Here is a 20,336-nt window from a genome sequence, read left to right as displayed (position 1 = left end):
ATATATTTAAATTATCATATTTTATACTCATTAAGAAAATATTTATATGTCATCCCTACAGATGAATTTCATCTAACATACTTTTTATAAAATTCGTCAACAAACATTATTTTACAACTAATTACAAATACCGTCAAAATAATCAATTTAAACTTAGACAAATAACTGGCATACAATTTCATAATAAGAGATCCTATACTATCGAAATACATCTATTACAAATTCCCTTTAACGTTTTCAACAATCTCATTTATCGTATTCCGATCAAACTTATCACTAATTTCATATGACTCACGATCTCCTACGAATTGCACGCCTACGATATCATTGCGATCCTTACCGTATTGCACTTCAATAATAGATCCACGCTCTATTTGCTTCCAAATGAGACCTGCTTCATCTTTATTATCTAAAATAATGCAGTCTTCAATATTTTCGTCAATCCCAATTAACTTATTATCATCCATATATCCAATCTCGTATTGTTGCCGTTCTTTCGCTTTGCCACTTACTAATATACCTTTGCTACCATATGAGTAATCCATATAGTCCTTTTTCTCCGTTTGTACCGCTTTCGGCTTTTGTGCTTCAGTTTTTTCAGCAGCCCCAGAACCTGTAATAAGACTGATTGGGATAACCACTATTAATACTAATCTAGTAAATTTCTTTATCATTTGTAACCAACCTCATATATTTAATGCAAAACTCCATTTATTACTCTATTAAAGAATAACATGATACTAAGTAAACAGAACGAAAGATAACATATTATTTACATACTCGCACTTTAATGAAGGACTAGGCCATTTAAACCTAGTCCTTCATAACTTTAACTTTGCTTCACATACTTAATTGTATTAAATGACGTCTCATTAAATAATCGCAAGTTTTCCCCATCATAATCTTGAACTTTATATGCTATTTTCTTTTTTTGAATTGTATCTTCTACACCGTCTACTAAACGTTTATTGAGATGTAAATAGATTGTAAAAGCTTCCTTATCATATTCCCAAGTTCCTTCAATATAATTCTTTTTATTTGGATACTCACCTTTACCATACGTTTCAAATGTCTTATCACCTTTTAAAATGAGTGACATATTGAAACCGTCTGTTCCTTGGAATCCCCAATTACCGATTAATTCCGTACCATCCTTCACATTCTTCATAACGTTATCTGTATTAATTCCAGCTTTCTTATCTAACTCTTTCAAATCTTTCATTGATACTGTACCGTCACCGATTTTAATATCCCCTTCAAGATCTTTGAATGCCTTAAGCCAGTAAATATCTCCTTCTTTCACTAGCTTTTCAGATTTCTCTATTAACTCTTTATCAGTCTTATCACCTTTTTCTCTTTTTTCTTTTCTGGTGAATACTTCATTTATTAAAGAAAAAGACTCTCTAAAATAACTAATTGCTTTTTCAAAATCTTTTTGTTGGTTTACATACTCTGTAGGGGGATCTATTGACTCAAATTTATCTAACACTTTATTTAATTCTTTCACACTATCTACTATATCTGATTTCTTTTTCTTACCGTCAAAAACCTCTCTTGTAATATTGTTATGCTCCGCAAACAACTTATCAAACTCTACTCCTAATTTATACACTTTATTAGGATAGTCTTCCTTTGAAACGTTTTCTTTCTTACTATTAGACTTCGATTCTTTTACTTTAGACTCTTCCGTTTTCTCCTGTTTAGAAGTGTTCGTTTTCTCAGAAACTCCACAACCAAATAACAACATGACCGGAACTGCTACCCCTAGTAGTTTCTTTGCATTCATGACTAATTTCTCCTTCTACTTGAATAGATTACTCTTACTATACCCATCCTCTTTTTTTATCTTGTAATTAAAGTTACAATCGCAATAACTCCTAAAATTGGTCCCCAATATTCCATTTTTATAAAAAATAGCGAGTGTTTTTTGTTAAACATAACTTTTTCACCAGTTTCGGTATCTATATAAACTTTCCCATCTGGCTTATTAATATATTTACCTAAATACCAAGACATAACCCCTGATATAATAAACATTACCGCCATTGGCCAACTATGGTCTTGAAAATATGTAGCGTCCCCCGTTATAGATCCAAAGATAGCCTTACCCAAAAGAGTATTAATAATTACAATAATTGCGACTAAAAAACCCCAACCAGACCAAATAATCATCTATTTCTCCTCCTAAAGCGTACAACTTTGTACTTTATGTTAATTTGAACTGCAAACGAAAATGTTTAAAAAACCGAATATTCAGACGTTAATAATTATATTTAGCTTACATTCGATTCTAACTTTAATGTCCTAAATGCAAATGAACCAGATATAATTTGTAAAATTGTCGGAATAAGTAAAAAGAATAATGACATAAACAACATAACTATAGGAATCACAATCATACAAACTCCATAAACTTTATTATTAACCTTGTTTACTAAACACGATAAAATGAACAACCCTATTTGAACCGTTAAAATAATAGAGTAATAAGCTAAAAGTTCGTAATCAACCCCTTCCATAATATTAAACGCTACAACTATTAATATTATGGAAATAATAATTCCCAAAATGCCACCAATTAAACCTAATACGAATTCAGGTGTTCTTTTCAATTCAATCCCCCTTTTATGAACCACTAACAACTTGTATATTTTTCCCATTCACCATCATACCAAATATTCACTGGAAAAACTATACATACTTTTCATTCTTCCTTACCTTACAGTGACCTTCTTACCATTATAGATAGCTTGTAGCAGTCACAAAATCAAAACCTTCAAAATTACTAACCGGTTTCGATACTTTTAGAAAGTAGACATACCCCTTGAATACAATTAGTATTAACACATGAAATACGAAAGGCTTAAAAAGGCTTTCACATGAAGAAAGGAAGTTGCACAACTATGGATTTTAAAACAGTTATGCAAGAACTTGAATCTCTAGGTAAGGAACGAACGAAAAAAATATACATATCTAACGGTGCGCATGAGCCAGTATTCGGAGTAGCTACAGGTGCTATGAAACCAATCGCTAAAAAAATAAAATTAAATCAAGAGTTAGCTGAAGAGCTTTATGCCACAGGTAACTACGATGCTATGTACTTTGCAGGTATTATTGCCGATCCAAAAGCTATGAGTAAGTCTGATTTTGATCGCTGGATAGACGGGGCATATTTTTATATGCTATCTGATTATGTAGTGGCAGTAACTTTATCGGAGTCAAATATTGCACAAGATGTTGCTGATAAATGGATTGCAAGTGGGGACGAGCTTAAAATGTCTGCCGGATGGAGTTGCTACTGTTGGCTTTTAGGAAATCGCAAAGACAATGAATTTTCCGAAAGTAAAATTTCCGATATGCTTGAAATGGTGAAAGATACAATTCATCATTCTCCAGAACGAACAAAATCCGCTATGAATAATTTCCTAAACACCGTGGCAATATCATATGTACCACTACATGAAAAAGCAGTCGAGATTGCAAAAGAAGTTGGTATAGTTGAAGTCAAACGTGATAATAAAAAAAGCAGTTTGTTAAATGCTTCTGAAAGTATTCAGAAAGAACTTGATAGAGGAAGACTTGGTTTCAAGCGTAAGTATGTAAGGTGTTAAAAGTATGAAGGTGTCAATGTAGGAGAGATTGACACCTTTTTTGTGGACATTACTAGACTAACGGAGCTGCAAGTTAAAGGGAACCAATCATTCATCTCCCACTATACATCTCAAACTTCTTCTTTCAATTTATATACCCTATCTCTTTTCTCATCATCTTTGATAAAAATAAGTTTTCCTTCTGTAACAAAACCTTCTAATAGTAAACATACTTGTCCATATGCTTTAGGCTTATTCGTAGTGAATCTTTCATCGGCTATTTTACCAGATCGTATTAATCGTTCACATAGCTCAAGCGCACTTATTTCTTCAGAATCAATTAATTCTAAAATATCTTTTTGTAATGGTGATAAAGGGGCTGGTACCTTACATACCTCAGCTACCTCCACCTTTTCTTTTTCTTCTTCAAATAAATCTTCAAATGAAATTTGATTCATTACACCTGTTCCTTTCTAACAATTGATTTATATAACATGAATTGAATTCTATAGGTACGAAAACTTTAAATATTAGTCATTGTTATGTAGTGCTTACCTCGTTACATGAATTTCAAACTCATGTACATCATTTCATATAGTATATTTTGATTATACCAAATATACGTTCTGTCTTCTATTGTAGAATTTTTATAACAGAAATGAAAGTAATAGTGAACATTTTTCTTCTCTTTAGTTGTATAGAAAACTATGTAAAAAGTTTACATAATAAAATTATAGTGATCTGTTAAATTTCTACGCAAAAAAGCACTTGTTGCCTTTAATTGACAATCAAGTGCTTTCAGTTCATATGTTTTTTTAGTAGCATAAATTTTGTAGGTCTTCGCTTGATTTTATATTACATCTTTCTATAAAAAACTGCAGTCCAATTATATCTAACACTTGGGCTACACTTCATATCAGACATTTTTTCATATAAATGTTCTTAGTATATTATTTTTGTAACTTTAAACTAGCAATTAACTCATCTAAACTATCCGAAATCTCTTCAAATGAACCTCGTTCAAAATCCTCCAATTCAACCTTACCACTTACATTATCTAAAACAACTATCAAACCGTTCCCCTCTACACCTATTGGAGTCTTATCAACCTTATTATGATTGTTTTTATACCCTTCTAAATTACTTTCGAAGGAATCCAATTCAATATTTGGTAATACAGGTTCTAGCCTAATATAATGATTACCAATAAATCCATCTAAATCAGCAAACCAATAAGAATTAAAATAATCATCAATTGAAGTGTGCAGTTTAATTTCAAATCTTTCCTCAATCTTCGTTAAATCATTCTTATTATTTTTTTCAATAGGTTTCCATGAAATTTCTTCTTCATCATCCATTTCACCCTGATATATAAATGAATCAACTTCTTCGTTATATGGCGTTTTAAATAAAAAATCTAACCCTTTATCAAAATATTCTTTTCTTAAATTAAAATATTTGCTCATAGCATCCTTCATTACCAAAATAATCACCCTTACTTTTCTAAGAATTTTTCTAATAGTTCAGCATATTTTTGGTCATTTCCCCAAACTCCTGCGCTTTTCTCAGCATTATGAATCCCTCCTAAACCTGGATGTAGCTTTGAGGGTACAGCCACAGCTTGACCTCCACCACCAATGTGATGATGTATTAAAGTGTCATTATATAATTCTTTTAAATCATATTGGGGAAAATGTTTTCTAAACGTTGGATTGTTTATAGGTGCGAATCCTAATTCTATTTTTTGTCTATTTGACCTATTAAACGCTTCTGGGTACTTCTCTAACATCTCTTTCCAATAAAAATCTTTATCGCGTAACCAACCCTCTGCATTGGTGTTTTTTTGCCCTTTACCAACATAGGGCATCTCAACAGTTAAGCGAGGATCCGCAGTATATTTAGCCTCTAGCTTACCTAAATCAGCACCACGATATGTTCTAATAGGATCATTAATATCACCTATCTTCTTAACCGTTTCACCCGTACCCTTACTAGCAAGAGAAGCCTCTACACCCTTAATCTCATCATCTATAATCTTATTACTTGCTGTATGATGCTTATTCACCCAGCTTTGTTTAGACGTTATTAAACCTTAGTCGCCACTTTCAAAACTTTTCGATTTGGCTGTCATATCATCTATGCTTTTTGCTGTTTTTTTCCAATCTTATCCCCTTATGAATTCTGGATTTCTCTATACTTAGCAAATTTGCAATAGCATAGGTAGTAGTTTATTGAACCTCTCTGTTAAATAACCGTTCTATTCTAAAATAAAAAGGGGTATCTCATAAGCAAGTGAAACCCGCCACTTATAAGATAGCCCTTTAATTTTAACGCTCTATTAATCATGTAATTTACTTAAGAACTCTGTGAATGTATTAGCAACAAAAAATACATTTTCTCTTGCGATTTTCTCTGCTTCTTCTGCCGTAATCCCTTCACTTTCCATCAGCGCTTCCTTTTCCCATGCATCTTCATGTTCCCAAAAAACAACAATTGGATTTTCTTCATGATTTTTATAATCAAAGCAAATTAAATTTCCTGCTGGATCAATTCCAAAAGGAATTACATCTCTAGGTAAGGTAGCACGGTAGTTATTATAATCTCTTACAATATAATCACTACTCTCCTCATCAAAAGAAAGTAATGCACCAAAAACTCTTTCTATTCCTTCAACATCAAAACAATATGGTATTACATTAGCCCCATGATTTACCTTTGCACACTCGATATAATCTTTTGGAAACTCAACTCCCAGTGATTGACCTATTTTCTCCACAAATTCTTCCGTAACCGAATCATCCGCATACTTCCATTCTAAATTCTTCATCTAATTCCGCCTCCCCATAATCTATTTCCACCTAAATGATTCACACTATGAACTTCTTTTATTACTAATTGCATTTTCCCCGGTATTTGATGATGATGCCATATTAATCCATCTATTCTAGGCAAACCATCATTTATTTGAGCTAACTGCTTTTTAGTGAATAATTCTTTTGAGATTTCGCCTTTCTCAATTGCTTCTTTTACCAATTTAGTACATTCCCTAAATTGATCTGTATCTTTCATAACATAGAAATCTTTCTCTAACTTTAAAGAAAACTTAACATCATCCCCTTTAAATATTGGGAATCCTAAAATATCAAAATCTACTCCTTTTTTCACATGTGTTCCTCCTGCTAAAGGCTTATTTAATATATTATTTTTCGTTTTAGTATTCAAATATGTTTCTGTTAGTTCTACAACTTCTTTAAACTCTTCAACACTATCATACCCAAATTCTTTGATGGTAGTATCATCTACTTGTTTTAAGAAATCTTCAACACTATCATATCCCTTAGGAACAATTGATCTATTAATCAAGTTTCCGTCTTTATCGTAATTATTTTTAATTACTTCGTCAATTTCAGATCTATGAACAGCGTTACCCGTACCCTTAACCCCACCACTCTCCAAATTCGAGATCCTACTCTGAATACTCGCTTTTTAGGCATCATGGGCTTCTTGGAATTTCCCGCTATAGTTCGTTCCAGTTCTAACGACACTTCCATCTGGCAGTATTTCTACACCTTTAACGAATGGGGTTACGGAGTCCGCACCTTTTGCTAGTTTAATTTCAATTATATAATACTAGGAATTTATGTTAGCCTTAATTCATAAAAAATTACTTCTTATAAATTTAATCCAAGTTTCTCGTTACCACATTTCTATATTATAACATTAACTCAATCGTATCTTTTAAAGCTTCATTTACATTAATAGCCTTTTAAATAAAAAAACTGAAAGAGGATTAATCCACCTTCCAGTTTCTTCTTTCATTATTCTATCGGCCCCATAAATTGAGTAATTAAATAAACATGCTCGATAAGTTTGACTTTTTGTAAGTTTTCTACTTTTTCTGGTCCACCTAGTGCAAGTAAAGGTGTGTAACCAAAACATTCATCTATTTCAAGCTTTCCGTATTTATTTAATGCCTGCTGATAATGCTTCCAATCCAATACTTTCTCTAAAAAATAATCATCTTTCGTATTTTTAAAGAAAAACTTGAATTTTCCAGCTACTACATCTACCGTACCTTTTCGATACTTAAGTAATAATAAATAGTTATTTTCCCACACAAGAATATCTCCCATACCTGTTGTAAAAATTGGGATAGCTTCTTCATAACGGATATAACTTTCCTTTAATATATCTAAATATTTTTCTGGGTTTATTGCTCTTAAGTATCCATTTAACATACTCCCAAACCCATAGCATTTCCATAAATCTATTATTTGATCTGGAACTTTCCCTGTATACTTTTCAATAACCTCTGTTGATGGTTTTTCGAAAGATATAAAATCATTTATATTTTCCATAGTATCCCCCTACTCCGATTTCAATCTAACATTAAGATATGTCAATTTTTTTCTTCCTCTGATAAGGTGTCAGCAACTCGTCTAATTTCCTTATCCACATTACCAATCCTGCTTTTCCACTGCGAACCTATTGATGAATTAATTCTAGAATCACCCATGCCAGTTATTTTTAATGGATTTCCACCCGCAATTTGATCTGGGTCATGTAATGCAGCTTTATCCTTTATCCGCTTTAAAGCTTGCTCTTCTGCTTCCCTAAATGAAAAACCTTCTTCCATAAATTCATCAATTTTATCTTGCACAGCTTGTTTTCGTGTTAATCTTTGAGCTGAATTTGCTTGTTTTGATCTCCCATATTTTAAAAATTGGTTCCGATTCTAAATAAACTCATAAACTGTCAATTTTCCCAGTCCATCTTCTTGGTTTTTTAATTGTCGTATAAACTCATCTTCATTATGTTTCCGATTACGTTTAAATTCGATTCCAATTTCGTCAGTACGCGAGCTATTATTACCCACTCCGCTAGTTTTATTACTTCCTTCTAATTTACTATGCCCATGAGCAAGTTGATAAGCGTCATCCTTAGTTACCGTACTTGCCTTTGAAAACTTTCCAGTTACTTCTCCAACAGTTGAAGGAAGCTTCACTCCTATTCCAGTATCCACCATCCTAACCGTTACTGGAATAGGAGTATTTTTCATAGCATCTAGTGCATTCTTTAAAGTCTTATTTTCCCTAGGCGATTGTACCACATTATTTCTACGCTAAAACACAAAAAAGCACTTGTTGCCTCAAATAGACAATCAAGTGCTTTAAGTTTCATCTGTTTTTAAGCAGCATAAATTTGTAAGTTTTGTAGTAACAGTATGACACCGTTTATATGTGGTAACAAGTACTAAGTTAAAACTTACGAGTTTGTACGAGTTCGTTAGTTTAACTACTTTCTTTCGTTGAACTACTAAAAGAAAATTTCTATTTTCAATAAAACTACATTCTCGAACTGTAATCAATTGTAAATACCTTTTTATCATCTGATCCTTGAATTCAAATAAAAAGTTTTTAATAGAAATAAAAAAGCGCTTGTTGTCTTTCGTAGACAATCAAGTGCTTTAAGTTTCATCTGTTTTTAAGCAGCATAAATTTGTAAGTTTTGTAGTAACAGTATGAAACTTTTTATACTTCATAACAAATACTCTCTAAAAACTTACGAGTTTGTACGAGTTCGTTAATTTAATATACATTCCATGCGTTTATATTCATCCCACAGTAAAATGTCATCTCGCCTAAGCTCGTACTTCTTTTTCTATTCTATCCTTGCACGTAATACTCTATTTAAAGCAGTTACATAAAAACCTTGATAAGTATTCAACTTATCAAGGTTTTAGCTCTATAACTTATAATTTTCCCATAGTTTTTTTCTCATTATATGTGTCTCTAAATCTGCTAATCTAACAGGTATGGGTAACCGACTTTCTTTATTAATAAGCCTCATGACAATTTCAGTACTTGTCTCTAAATCAATCCAGTTACCACATGAAATAAAAATGGGTTTTACACTTTTGGTTGTTCTTAAAGCTCGACCATATATTTCATTATTAATGATAATATCCGTATACGATCCCTCTTGATTTTCAGGCATAGTAAAATCTACACCTTTAATCTTTAAATAACTTTTCGCTACACCAATTGTTGGTTTATTTAAATAGAAAGAAGCATGTGTTGCAATACCCATGTGTCGATAATGCAAATAACCATTCCCATCAAACATATAGATATCTGGTTGCTTAGTTAGTTTTTTTGCTGCAGCTTTAATTAAAGGCAACTCACGAAAAGCAAGAAAACCTGAAATATACGGAATTGTTATTTCTCCATAACTGTACACTTTTTCAACAACTTCATGTGTACTAAAATCAATGACTACAATACAGCATGTACCATACGTTTTACCATTTAATTCCCAATACGCTAAATCTACTCCTGCAACAAATCGTATTTCTTCTAATTCAAAGGTATTTCTAAGTTGTACTTTTGGTAAGAATGCACGCTGCTCATTTTTAAATTCCTCTATTAAAGGTTTTAATTTAGAATTATCCATTGCAATCACAGCGTAAATTTTTTTCAATAAATAGTAAATTCTCTTTGGCTGATTCAAGATTTTGTTTTTTTATATATTCTTGTTGATCCCACTCAGCGCAACATAAACATATCGCCGCATTTAAATTTCTCTTCATATTTCCCTCTCCACTTTCATACCAAATTTAGTGCATACCTCCTGTATGTCTTCTAACCATACTTCATTTAATGAATTACAACTCAACATTTCAACTGATTTTGTATAGTATTTACTTTATTATACTTTTGGCTCCCTACTGAATTTTTTAGCATATAATAAATCTGATTCACTTGGTTCTGTTTTTTGTTCTATAATATTCCCTTGTTCATCATACTTTTTAAAAGTCATCTCACGTCCGGCAATACATTCAGACTCATACTTTTTAGCCCTGTTTTCAAAGAATTCAACCTGGTAGCCTTCTGCCGAGTTTTTATTCATATTTCCTATCCTTTTTATATTACCACTCGGATAAAATTCCACATATTTTCCTTGTTTAACACCATTTTCTACGTAGAAATAACTTTCTATATTCCCATTTTCATAAATATCGTAAGCTAATCCAGTAAATAATTTTTCTTTTCCATCATCAGTATACTCTACTATTCCTAAATCATAAGGCCCTCCGTATTCTAAGTACTCCTCAAACTCTAGGCCGTTCTGTATTATATATTCCTTCGTTAATATATCATTTAACATTTTTTGAAACCTCCGTGATTATTTCAAATTCATCTGTAAGATAAGCACAATGAGGACACCTTAGAAACATCATTCCAGCTGGTTTTGTTCTATTTTGACCCGTACGAATTACATTGATAACAAAATTATCCAAACCAGCACTTGGATTAGCCTTTAATGCTTTATTCAAGGCAATTACTTCAGCGTGTGAACCTGCACCTTTTGTAAATGTATATGAATCAATAACTTCTTGTGGCATAGAATCATATCTTGACTTTATTAAAGGATGGAAATCGGGCAATATTCCATCGTAGTCATTTATCGCATAATAAATTTTACCAGTTGTTTTATCATACACTCCAGCAAAGGCTGGACCAATTTTTTTCTTACTTATCCCCGTATCCTTTAACTTTTGCAATTCCTTAAGTGTTTCGCCGCGTAAGTTAATCCTATAATTCAATTCTTTCGAAGTAAATTTTCCATATTTATTACGTAAATAATCTATTCGACTATTACCCGTACCCTTAGCTACACTACCTTCCTTACTAACTCCTGAACCACCACTACCCTTAGCAAGTTGATAAGCGTCATCCTTAGCTGCCGTACTTACCTTTGAAAACTTTCCAGCTACTTCTCCAACAGTTGAAGATTCTATATAAGGAAGCCTCATTCCTATTCCAGTATCCACCATCCTAACTGCTACTGGAATAGGAGTATTTTTCATAGCATCTAGTGCATTTTTTAAAGTCTTATTTTCCTTAAGCGATTGTACCACATTTCCACCCAAATTTGGATTAAAACCAGGCATTCCTTCTTTGAATTTTAATAATTTGGCTAAATCAGCTAATTCACTCGTCCCTTTGAATGCTTTTACTCCTTTTCCTACTGCTCCAACAACTGGGATTGCATCTAATCCGCCAAAAATGATGTTTCCTACCCGCTCTTCTTGGCTCAATTTCCTATGTGTTCCCCAGTCTTCTCCGTCGATACCGCTTTTTATTTGTACACCTCCGTATACTACTGCGGCAGCGGCCCCGAGTGGTGGACAAAGGATTGTTGTGATGATGATTCCTACTCCTATTCCTATGTCTCGCACCATTTCTAGTTTTTTCTGTTCATCTTCTATCGATTTGTATTCAAATCCTCGTGTGGATGGGACTACTTTCTTGTATTCTTCATAATTTAATTTTGCATCTGGATTTTGTTTTTTTAGTTCTTTGTATTCTGCCCTAAGTACGTTATCAAATGCAGGTGAATCTCTAAAAATATCTTCTACTGTTATTTTATCTTTCTTCTTCTGTATTGTTTGTGGTACACTTCCGTAGCCTGCATGCGCACCTGGTAATACTGTCGTTGTTGTAGAGCCAATTCGGTTATTTGTTTCAAAACTGAGAATAGATGTATCTCTCATTTTTTGAGCGAATTTATCCATTTCTACTAAAAAAGGTTTATCTATATGTTCAGATACTAATCGCCCTGCTTCTCCGCAATATTTTTGTAATGTCGAATAGCTATCAAGTAATTCCCCGATTTTTTGCGATTGATCTTTAGGATTAAAATGTATACTACCATCCGAGTCTAAATCTCGTATTCTTCCATCAATTCTTTTTAATGATTCATTTGCTTCCCGTAATTTTATGAGTGCATCTTTTGTAATTCGATTCATACCATCCCCCATGTTTTGCCATGGTTCAGGTCTATATTTCACATCCATCTCGTTTTCATCCCCCCAGCCGTATGGTGATTTCTACAACTTACTTAATATTTCACGTAATTGTTCGTCCTTTTCAAGCATTTCTACACATACATTTCCTACAACTGTCGCTGACCTAGAATAGTGTTCAGCCAATTCTAGTGTTTTGTGTAATATATCAGGATATTTTTCAATTACTCTCATCGCTTCACCTTTTTGATAAAAATTACAGCTTAATAAACTCTCAATATTCGTTCCAATGACGTCTACATGGATTTTATATATATTTTCTAACTTCATTACTATATCAAGTAGTTCTTGAAAATTAACTAATACTTCTTCTCCACCACCAGAACCACTATCTCCCATTGATACTTGCATTATTGAATACCTCCTAACGAGAATTGTCTCGGGTCAATTAACTTTTTATATGGCATTTTTAACACGTCATACAATTTCTTATTAACCGCATAGAGGCTCACCCAGTCATATCGATTACGATCTACATCTATTTGAACGAAATCTTCTCCTTCAGTAAAATATAAGAAACATTCCCATTTTCCTCCTCTATTACTTCGAGGCCTCGTATACGTTTCTATCGCTATAACGTCTTTATTTGATAAATCTTTTTCCTCAAATGTTTGTTGTTCTGCCTCTGTCATTCTCTTTGAGAAAAATGTATCTTCTATTTCCCTCGGTTCTCTCAATAAGAAAGGAATGCGTGTTAATAATGAAAAATATACGTCCGGTTTTGGTATGTAGTCGATCTCGTATTTTTTATTTGGTTCTATTTCTGTTAATACAGCCACTCGGTCTTTATCCTCTTTTAAAAAGCCAATTAATACATTATTCATTCTCGTGTATTCATGACAATTTTCATATTCCTTTAATAGTTCAATTATTTGAAAAGCTGCAGGGGTAATTCCATTTTCACTTGTAAGTAGGCCTTTTTCTTTTAAACTCGTAGTTGCTTTCGTGACACATTCTGCATCAAGTAAAATAATTGCGTCACGGTTTGGCAATCCAAATATATCGGTAACCCCAGCTGCACCTGCGAGAACATATAATTCAGCAGGTGCAAAACTCATTTCTTTCCCCATTCTTTTATCCCTCGTTTCTCCATCACAGTTGTTTTATCTCCCTTACTTCCGATTTATCTCCGTACGTTTGAATGCTTTTATCTAACTCTTTCAAAGCTTTCGTATGTCCTTCAAATGCCTCTACCATTTCTGAATTATATTGAATGATCAAATCAAGATAACTTAAAAATGCATCTCTCGTTTTTCCATTCCATTTCGCACCTGTGACATATGCTTTTAAGTCTTTCGCTTGGTTTAAAGAATCCTTCATACCATTTTCAATGTTTTGTGCGTAAGAAATGGCACTTGCAGTGTTACTTCCTATAATTTCAACCTCTTTACCACTCATGTTGGTTCCCTCCATTCTTTGTATGGTTAATGGATAAGTTTTTCAAATTCCTTTTTCTTTTCTTCAAAAGCCTTGGTCGCTGCAGCGTATGCTGACGCTTTCTCCGATTCTGCTTTCGCTTTATATTCCAAATACTTTGCATAAGCTGTACTTTTTGCAGATCCAACATCGCTTAATGCACTTTTAAAATAGGATACTAATGTATGTAATTCTTCATCCTTTTCATGACGTTTTTGTTCAAATTCAACTGCCGGAATTTTATTAGCTTCTAAACCATTACTTTTACTCTCATAATCTCTCTTCGCTGATTCAGCATCTTGAATGAATTGCTTTAACTCTCTTTCTTTATCTTTTAAATAATCATGTAAATCATCATACCGATCTCGTTTCCTCGCACTTTCTGTAAAACCAGACGCATTTAAAAAAGCATTGTACAATTCATCTAACATCTTTCTCCCCCTTTAGCACAATAACTATGTAGTTAAATTCGTATATTTAAACATGAATATTCATTACATTAAGAATTAACAAATAATTATTTTTACATATTGCTATTTTATCAAAGGGATTTTAACATTTCCATATTTTATGAATGGCTTTCGCATTTTTCTTCAATAAAGTGAAACTTTAATCAATATGACTATGTATTTATGTGCAGAAATAATAAAAAACACTGCCAAGCGCAGTGTTTTTTATTATTACCTTTTATCCAATTCATTCGTATTAAATCCTTGCTTGAGAGTAAGACCAGTTCTTTCTTATTTCATAAACAACTATTTCTGGATAATCCCAATGAAGCGTACGAGTAGGCTCCCGGACTCGTTTTACTATTCCTTGGGCTGTTTTATTTCTATATTCATTCCAATATTTTGGCTCAGTCGCTCTTAAAAGAACAATAGAAAAAGGATCTGATATGAATATCAGATCCTTAACTTTAATTTCTTAATACATACATCTTTTTACACGATAACTGGTTCATACGTGCTCAAATTATCATACTCAGTTTTTACAATACTAGGCGGAAGGTTAACACATCCTCAGATTCACCTTTTCTTGTAGCAGTGCATAATGTTTAATAAAATTAAAGCATATTTTTACTTACCAGACTTAATTTTTTCGTTATATTCTTCTAAAGTTAACCCTTTTTCTTTTAGATAAACAGCAACTTCTTTCCCTACATAACGATAGTGCCATGGCTCATACTTAATGCCAGTAATATTCTCTTTATCTTTTGGATAGCGGAGAGTAAATCCATATTCTGCAGCGTTCTTATCTAACCATTTGAATGCATCGGTAGTTTCAAATTTTGCATTTAAATCTTCTACAGTATTTTGCCATTCAACTGAAATAATGTCTAACGCTAATCCAGTATGATGTTCACTTGCACCAGGATACTGAAGATATTCCAATGCCTTAGCACTAGCCTCTTTATCCGACAAGCCTTGAGATTTATAGCTTTTAACTGAAGCATCATAATAAGTTTGTTGTAATTTTATAGCTCGATAACCTGATCTTAAATAAAGATTGATTCCCTCTTTTTTTGCAGCTGCTACCATATCCTGATAGGAAGTTGCAATTCTACTATCTATTTTCATATTTGGCTTCGCATTTTGAGTGATACTTGTTAATTCAATTCCTAGTTCCTTTGATAACATATGCTCTCTATTTACAAGGATAATTCTCCAATCATTAACATCAGAGATAGGTAAAACATCTTTTTTCTTCGCATGTATTTCATTTTTATTTTTATCGTTATTATTAGTAGTTGCCTGAGATGTTTGCTTTCCACTACAAGCAGCAAGACTCCACCCCATTGCTAATACCAATGCTAAAATTATAAATTTTTTAATTGTATCTCATTCCCTTTTTGTTTATTAGTCTTTATACCAATTTCCCAACACGTCTCTAGGAATCTCCTTGAAATCCTTCAAAGAAACGGGACCGACAAATTTTTTAATTCCATGTTTTTTAGAATTTTCATCCGAATAATCTTTTAAAAATTGAATTTTAAATTGTTTCTTACCATCGGCATAGTCGGTTACTGTCGGTACGATTGCCGCTTGTCGTATACCAAAAGTTTTATCTTCATACTTAACAAATTGTACATAAGATAATCCTCCAACTAATGTTTCTAATTTTTCTTGCGCAGAAATAAGATTTCCAAGAGAATAATAGATTAGCGTTTCATGTCCATCTTTATTTTGTTTCCACTCAATTGGTTGAATTACATGTGGATGATTTCCAATTACTACATCTACACCTAAATCTGTTAAATATTGAGCAACTTCTTTTTGTTGCTTTGAAGGTGTTGAGGTATATTCTACTCCCCAATGCACCATAACAATCACCATATCAGAGCTACTCTTTGCCTTTTCCACATCATTTTGTATCGCTTTTTTATCAATTAAATTTAAAGCCCAAGACTTATCAGCTGGAATTTTAATTCCATTCGTACCATATGTATAATTTAGTAACGCAAAACGAATACCATTTTTTGTAATCGTTTTTATTTCATTACGCTCGTTTTTACTCTCATTAATACCTACCGGGATAACATCCGGATATTTCTTCCAGTATTCTCTTGTATTCGCAACACCTTTAATACCCATATCCATAGCGTGATTTGTCGCTTGCGTCACTATATTGAATCCAGTGTCCACTAAAGATTGGCCTACTTCTTCAGGTGTATTGAAAGTCGGATATCCCTGTACTTTTAAATTATTTCCGGCAATCGGAGTCTCCTGGTTCACTATAGCAAGATCACTTGATTTAACAGCTTTTTTGATATTTTCATAAATATAATTATAATCATATGAACCGTCTTTTTGTTTGCCATCTTTAATTACTGCGTCATGATATAAATTATCACCCGTAGCTATTAAATTCACAACCGATTGTACTTTTTTATCTTCCGTAAAATTAGGAGACTGTTGGATAGGACTTTTCTCTACCCAATTTGGTGCTTTTAATGATGTATCTATATTGGATTCAGCCGGTGGTAATGAAGCTTTAGACGTCTTAACATCTGTATTACCACAAGCGGTTAAAAGCACTAAAAAAATAAGACATACTAAAAAAAACTTTTTACTTCTCTGTAAAGTATCTAACATGTGATCCTCTTTTCTGTTTTATTCCTTATAACCAGTTCTAACAAATCATTCTTTAAAACAACGTATTTTGGTTTTACCCTTAATTATGGAAGGACACTCTGTTACACCTGCTTCGGAATATACTAATAATTGTTTTCCGCTTTCTAGCAATCTATCGATTCCATCAGAAGTGATAGGTTACTAGAAAAAGATGATCCATCAGGATGTCGACTAGTTTGATATACCTATTCCAATTGCAATAACTCGTTTAATATTTAAACAAGATAGGAGAATCGTTCATATAGCCTCTTCTCTCGCTTTATGTTTAAAGTGCCTCCAAAAAAGGGATCGTTGCTGTACCCCTTTACATAGTACGAAATTTTTGTAACTAATTTCTTTCATTCAAGCGACAAACATTATACCGATAACAATAAGTAAGACCCAAGAACTTATTTTACCAATATACGAAAAAAGTAGCAATCTTTTGTCCCATATAAAGAAGCCCATTAGGAGAAATGAACGAGAGATTCATTCTATTCAATTCCTGCATTGATTAATAAAAAAACAAGCCACCCAACTATTGGATGGCTCTATACTATAAAGAGAATTTGTTATTGGATTACTTCAATTTCCCTTCAAAAACAATCTTCCTACCGCACGGTTCAACTACTGTTTTGCCGTCTTTTTTTACTTCATGAAAGATTGGCTCTTCCATACGACGAGACGGAGCGTAGCCTTCTTGTTCCATACGTGCTAAGCAGTCTGTAATTGTTTCATTTTCAAGTACTTCAAATTTCTTTTTATTAGGTTGTTTTGTCATGCCCTAACCTACTTTCTATTTTTCTTGATGCAAATTGATTTTTCATGTAGACCATATATAACATTGCGAGAATTCCCATTATAATCATAACCGCAATAAAAAAGCTTGTATACTGTATTTTTTCTATAAATACGCCGCCTAATACAGGTCCCATAATACTTCCTAAACTAAAAGCGATTCCGGATAATATATTACCTGCCGGTAGTAAATGTCTCGGTAATAAATCAGTCATAAATCCAAGCCCTAAAGAGAAGCACGATCCAATAACCATACCCGCTAAAAGCATGCAGGCAAAGACGATCCAGTAATATTGATCAAATACGGCGGCAAGTAGAAAAATGCCCGTACTTATGCTAAACGTCCACGTTAATATACGGTCCCTTCCGTATTTATCACTCAATATACCGAGCGGAATTTGTGTAATAATACCCCCAACTGCAAATGCTGGTAATAAGAAGGATACATCTGAAACAGACCACCCTTTACGAAGTGCGTATACTGGTAAGTTACTGTTTAACATTGCTTCAAGTACGCCATATGCAAGTGGTCCTAGCAGTGCAATCCATCCTAATCCAACAACTTGTTTATAACGAGAAAATGATGATTCACTCTTCACTTCTCTTTCATCTTGCGCTGGGAATGCATTTTTTGTTGGAAGTAGTAAAAGCCAACCTATTAAACAAAGTAAAGTAGATATAATAAATGGCGTTGCAAGACCGTACTGCACAGTGCTTGCTAAATACGGGCCAACGGCAAAACCAATTCCGAAGAATACACCGTATATCGATACTTGTCTCCCTATTTTACTTGGGTCTGATGTTGTCGTGATCCACGTTTGTGTTCCGACATGAAGCATATGATCTCCGACTCCAACTAGAAATCTAAGGATAAACCATACCCAAAACGAAAATGTTTGTGTAAAAAAGAATAATGAAATAATAACGAGAAACCCACCTATAACAATAATCGGCTTCATTCCAAACCTTTGCATCGGTTTTTCAAGAAACGGCGAAATGACTAATATCCCAATGTACAATGCCGTCGCATGAATACCATTAATACTTGAACTAACCCCTTCTTGTTCAAAAATCATTGCAATGGCCGGTAAGAGCATTCCTTGTGATAAACCCGAGATTGCTACAATCCCAACCATAATCCAAAAAGTAAAACGCATTGACATCCCTTTCCCTCTCCTTCTCACGCTTCCACTTTTCATTATAAACTGTTTCTGCAAATGCGTGTACGAATATTCGCAATAAAAAACAAGCTAAAAGAATGAATCTTTTAGCTTGTTACCTTATCCTTCCCAAACTTGTGCTTTCACATTGTTATGAAATTGCTTAAAGTATGGATGTTTATAAAAAGCAGTTTCATATAAGTATTGCTGTGCGTTAGCGATTGGTGGCTGCGGATATTGCATTTGTAAAGGAACTACAGCTGGCGAAACTTGCATATACAGCGGTTTTATCATCATTTTTGTATATGCGTAATGATTATATGGCGAATAAGCGATGAAAAATGGTTGATGCATTGATAATCTCCCCTTTAACATACAAATGTTATAGTATATGCAATACTGTTCATTTCGGGGATTATTTCTGTTCTAACCAATTCTCTACATGTTTTATAAATACATCTAAACAATCAATAAACGGCGAGTGTCCGCAATCTTCTAATACCTTCAACTCTGCATTTTGCAAATGTTTCGCTAATTCCTCACCGACTACTTGCGGAACGACATAATCTCTATCGCCTTGTATGACGAGTGTTGGCGCTTTAATACGATGAATTTGCTTACTTCCCTCTACAACCCCATTATATTCATCTGAAATATTAAATGTAATGAGCGCATAATTCACATCTACGAAATTACGTTGCGTTAACATATCATCTAAATACTTTTCATAACGGTCCGGTTCAGGTTGGTTATGCGTATATATTAATAGATTCCATACTGTACGGTAATATAGTTTGTTCATATTTTTTATCGCGTCTAATACTGGAGCGATTTGTACTGGATCTTGTGCAATTTCTTCTTTCGTCTTTACTAAACTTGATACAATCGGCTGCCCATTCGTATCTTTTTTAAAGATTGGGTAACCTTTCATTCCTACTGATTCTACTAAAATTAACTTTTCTACAAAAGTTGGGTGGTTCGCTGTAAATTGCATCGCAACGCCACCGCCCATTGACCAGCCCATTAATGAGAATTTCTCTAGCTTTAACTCGTCGATAAATAATTTTACATCTTCTGCAAAGTCTTGTAATGAATCTATCGATTGATTATACGTTGATTGTCCAAACCCTCTTAAATCAAGAGCGTAAATATGGTATTGATCTTGCAACTTTTCAATAACTAAATCCCAATGTTGTGACGATGTCATGTTCCCGTGAATGAGTACAAGAATATCTGTATTTCGCCTTCCAACTTCCTGATATGCAATCGTTTCTCCGTTCGATAGTGAAACAAACTCCATTGTTGCAGGCTTAATCATCACAAGTTCCCCCATTCTATTTAATAGAAAGAAAATTCTTTACTTAATTAAAGAATAGCACGTAGAATGTACGTT

The 20,336-nt window shown here is 33.2% G+C and carries 24 protein-coding genes and 2 pseudogenes; 1 reads left to right on the top strand and 25 read right to left on the bottom strand.

Going from position 1 to position 20,336, the window contains the following annotated elements; translation table 11 throughout:
- Positions 1-215: 215 nt before the first annotated feature.
- From QCI79_RS24470 to QCI79_RS24455, 4 genes are all read right to left on the bottom strand, one after another.
- The gene (locus QCI79_RS24470; RefSeq protein ID WP_000591638.1) at positions 216-674 is read right to left on the bottom strand and encodes a hypothetical protein; all 459 of its coding nucleotides are present in this window, start codon (positions 672-674) and stop codon (positions 216-218) included.
- A 155-nt stretch (positions 675-829) separates the two neighbouring features.
- Complete coding sequence (locus QCI79_RS24465; protein WP_021728560.1) at positions 830-1,786, bottom strand: DUF3994 domain-containing protein; 957 nt, start codon at positions 1,784-1,786, stop codon at positions 830-832.
- Between the two features lie 56 nt (positions 1,787-1,842).
- A complete protein-coding gene (locus tag QCI79_RS24460) occupies positions 1,843-2,172 on the bottom strand; it encodes a hypothetical protein (RefSeq protein ID WP_000587855.1) in 330 nt (109 codons plus the stop codon).
- 101 nt (positions 2,173-2,273) lie between these two features.
- Positions 2,274-2,612 (bottom strand): DUF4064 domain-containing protein, encoded by a 339-nt coding sequence (locus QCI79_RS24455; RefSeq protein WP_000831724.1) that lies wholly within the window; start codon positions 2,610-2,612, stop codon positions 2,274-2,276.
- Positions 2,613-2,903: 291 nt separating this feature from the next.
- On the opposite strand from QCI79_RS24455, the gene QCI79_RS24450 reads away from it, so the two are divergent.
- The gene (locus tag QCI79_RS24450; RefSeq protein ID WP_000346352.1) at positions 2,904-3,611 is read left to right on the top strand and encodes a DNA alkylation repair protein; all 708 of its coding nucleotides are present in this window, start codon (positions 2,904-2,906) and stop codon (positions 3,609-3,611) included.
- A gap of 110 nt (positions 3,612-3,721) precedes the next feature.
- Here QCI79_RS24450 and QCI79_RS24445 read toward each other — a convergent pair whose 3' ends face one another.
- From QCI79_RS24445 to phaZ, 21 genes and pseudogenes are all read right to left on the bottom strand, one after another.
- On the bottom strand, positions 3,722-4,048 hold the full coding sequence (locus QCI79_RS24445; protein WP_001071907.1) for a DUF3895 domain-containing protein: 327 nt from the start codon (positions 4,046-4,048) through the stop codon (positions 3,722-3,724).
- Between the two features lie 492 nt (positions 4,049-4,540).
- A complete protein-coding gene (locus QCI79_RS24440; RefSeq protein WP_002101116.1) occupies positions 4,541-5,056 on the bottom strand; it encodes a SecY-interacting protein Syd in 516 nt (171 codons plus the stop codon).
- Positions 5,057-5,085: 29 nt separating this feature from the next.
- Positions 5,086-5,655, bottom strand: a complete 570-nt coding sequence (locus QCI79_RS24435) for a hypothetical protein (RefSeq protein WP_001032811.1) — start codon at positions 5,653-5,655, stop codon at positions 5,086-5,088.
- A gap of 273 nt (positions 5,656-5,928) precedes the next feature.
- Positions 5,929-6,417 carry an SMI1/KNR4 family protein gene (locus QCI79_RS24430; protein WP_000792753.1) on the bottom strand — a complete coding sequence of 163 codons (489 nt, stop codon included), beginning with the start codon at positions 6,415-6,417 and terminating at the stop codon, positions 5,929-5,931.
- A pseudogene (locus QCI79_RS24425) lies at positions 6,414-7,205 on the bottom strand (HNH endonuclease). The gene QCI79_RS24430 and the pseudogene QCI79_RS24425 overlap by 4 nt, the downstream one beginning before the upstream one ends.
- A gap of 203 nt (positions 7,206-7,408) precedes the next feature.
- Positions 7,409-7,948: a T6SS immunity protein Tdi1 domain-containing protein gene (locus tag QCI79_RS24420; RefSeq protein ID WP_000427866.1), complete on the bottom strand. Its 540-nt coding sequence runs from the start codon at positions 7,946-7,948 to the stop codon at positions 7,409-7,411.
- Between the two features lie 9 nt (positions 7,949-7,957).
- A pseudogene (locus QCI79_RS24415) lies at positions 7,958-8,703 on the bottom strand (polymorphic toxin type 15 domain-containing protein); the annotation flags it as partial.
- 632 nt (positions 8,704-9,335) lie between these two features.
- The gene (locus QCI79_RS24410; protein WP_015382421.1) at positions 9,336-10,043 is read right to left on the bottom strand and encodes an endonuclease V; all 708 of its coding nucleotides are present in this window, start codon (positions 10,041-10,043) and stop codon (positions 9,336-9,338) included.
- Complete coding sequence (locus QCI79_RS24405; protein ID WP_000828061.1) at positions 10,036-10,179, bottom strand: hypothetical protein; 144 nt, start codon at positions 10,177-10,179, stop codon at positions 10,036-10,038. Before QCI79_RS24405 ends, QCI79_RS24410 begins: the two co-directional genes overlap by 8 nt.
- Positions 10,180-10,298: 119 nt before the next feature.
- Positions 10,299-10,757 carry a toxin-antitoxin system YwqK family antitoxin gene (locus tag QCI79_RS24400; protein ID WP_000930862.1) on the bottom strand — a complete coding sequence of 153 codons (459 nt, stop codon included), beginning with the start codon at positions 10,755-10,757 and terminating at the stop codon, positions 10,299-10,301.
- Positions 10,747-12,450: a YwqJ-related putative deaminase gene (locus QCI79_RS24395; protein WP_000382723.1), complete on the bottom strand. Its 1,704-nt coding sequence runs from the start codon at positions 12,448-12,450 to the stop codon at positions 10,747-10,749. The genes QCI79_RS24400 and QCI79_RS24395 overlap by 11 nt, the downstream gene beginning before the upstream one ends.
- A gap of 33 nt (positions 12,451-12,483) precedes the next feature.
- On the bottom strand, positions 12,484-12,810 hold the full coding sequence (locus tag QCI79_RS24390; protein ID WP_001198203.1) for a hypothetical protein: 327 nt from the start codon (positions 12,808-12,810) through the stop codon (positions 12,484-12,486).
- Positions 12,810-13,529 carry a DUF5081 family protein gene (locus QCI79_RS24385; RefSeq protein WP_000514121.1) on the bottom strand — a complete coding sequence of 240 codons (720 nt, stop codon included), beginning with the start codon at positions 13,527-13,529 and terminating at the stop codon, positions 12,810-12,812. Before QCI79_RS24385 ends, QCI79_RS24390 begins: the two co-directional genes overlap by 1 nt.
- A 22-nt stretch (positions 13,530-13,551) precedes the next feature.
- On the bottom strand, positions 13,552-13,857 hold the full coding sequence (locus QCI79_RS24380) for a WXG100 family type VII secretion target (RefSeq protein WP_000014537.1): 306 nt from the start codon (positions 13,855-13,857) through the stop codon (positions 13,552-13,554).
- 26 nt (positions 13,858-13,883) lie between these two features.
- On the bottom strand, positions 13,884-14,306 hold the full coding sequence (locus QCI79_RS24375) for a hypothetical protein (RefSeq protein ID WP_000883455.1): 423 nt from the start codon (positions 14,304-14,306) through the stop codon (positions 13,884-13,886).
- Between the two features lie 645 nt (positions 14,307-14,951).
- Positions 14,952-15,683 carry a M15 family metallopeptidase gene (locus tag QCI79_RS24370; protein WP_000241986.1) on the bottom strand — a complete coding sequence of 244 codons (732 nt, stop codon included), beginning with the start codon at positions 15,681-15,683 and terminating at the stop codon, positions 14,952-14,954.
- Between the two features lie 48 nt (positions 15,684-15,731).
- Complete coding sequence (locus tag QCI79_RS24365) at positions 15,732-16,967, bottom strand: CapA family protein (protein ID WP_000887606.1); 1,236 nt, start codon at positions 16,965-16,967, stop codon at positions 15,732-15,734.
- Positions 16,968-17,565: 598 nt separating this feature from the next.
- Positions 17,566-17,766 (bottom strand): NETI motif-containing protein, encoded by a 201-nt coding sequence (locus tag QCI79_RS24360; RefSeq protein WP_000166303.1) that lies wholly within the window; start codon positions 17,764-17,766, stop codon positions 17,566-17,568.
- Positions 17,750-18,946, bottom strand: coding sequence for an MFS transporter (locus QCI79_RS24355; RefSeq protein WP_000062802.1), 1,197 nt, complete (start codon positions 18,944-18,946; stop codon positions 17,750-17,752). The genes QCI79_RS24360 and QCI79_RS24355 overlap by 17 nt, the downstream gene beginning before the upstream one ends.
- A 117-nt stretch (positions 18,947-19,063) precedes the next feature.
- Entirely contained in the window at positions 19,064-19,297 is a 234-nt protein-coding gene (locus QCI79_RS24350) for a hypothetical protein (protein WP_000554159.1), read from the bottom strand.
- A gap of 61 nt (positions 19,298-19,358) precedes the next feature.
- On the bottom strand, positions 19,359-20,261 hold the full coding sequence (gene phaZ, locus QCI79_RS24345) for an intracellular short-chain-length polyhydroxyalkanoate depolymerase (RefSeq protein ID WP_000594883.1): 903 nt from the start codon (positions 20,259-20,261) through the stop codon (positions 19,359-19,361).
- Positions 20,262-20,336 lie beyond the last annotated feature (75 nt).

The sequence above is a fragment of the Bacillus cereus group sp. MG1 genome (assembly GCF_040460035.1).
Classification (GTDB): Bacteria; Bacillota; Bacilli; order Bacillales; family Bacillaceae_G; genus Bacillus_A; species Bacillus_A cereus.
The sequence above is the reverse complement of the archived record's forward strand: the minus strand, read 5'-3'. Positions and strand labels throughout refer to the sequence as shown.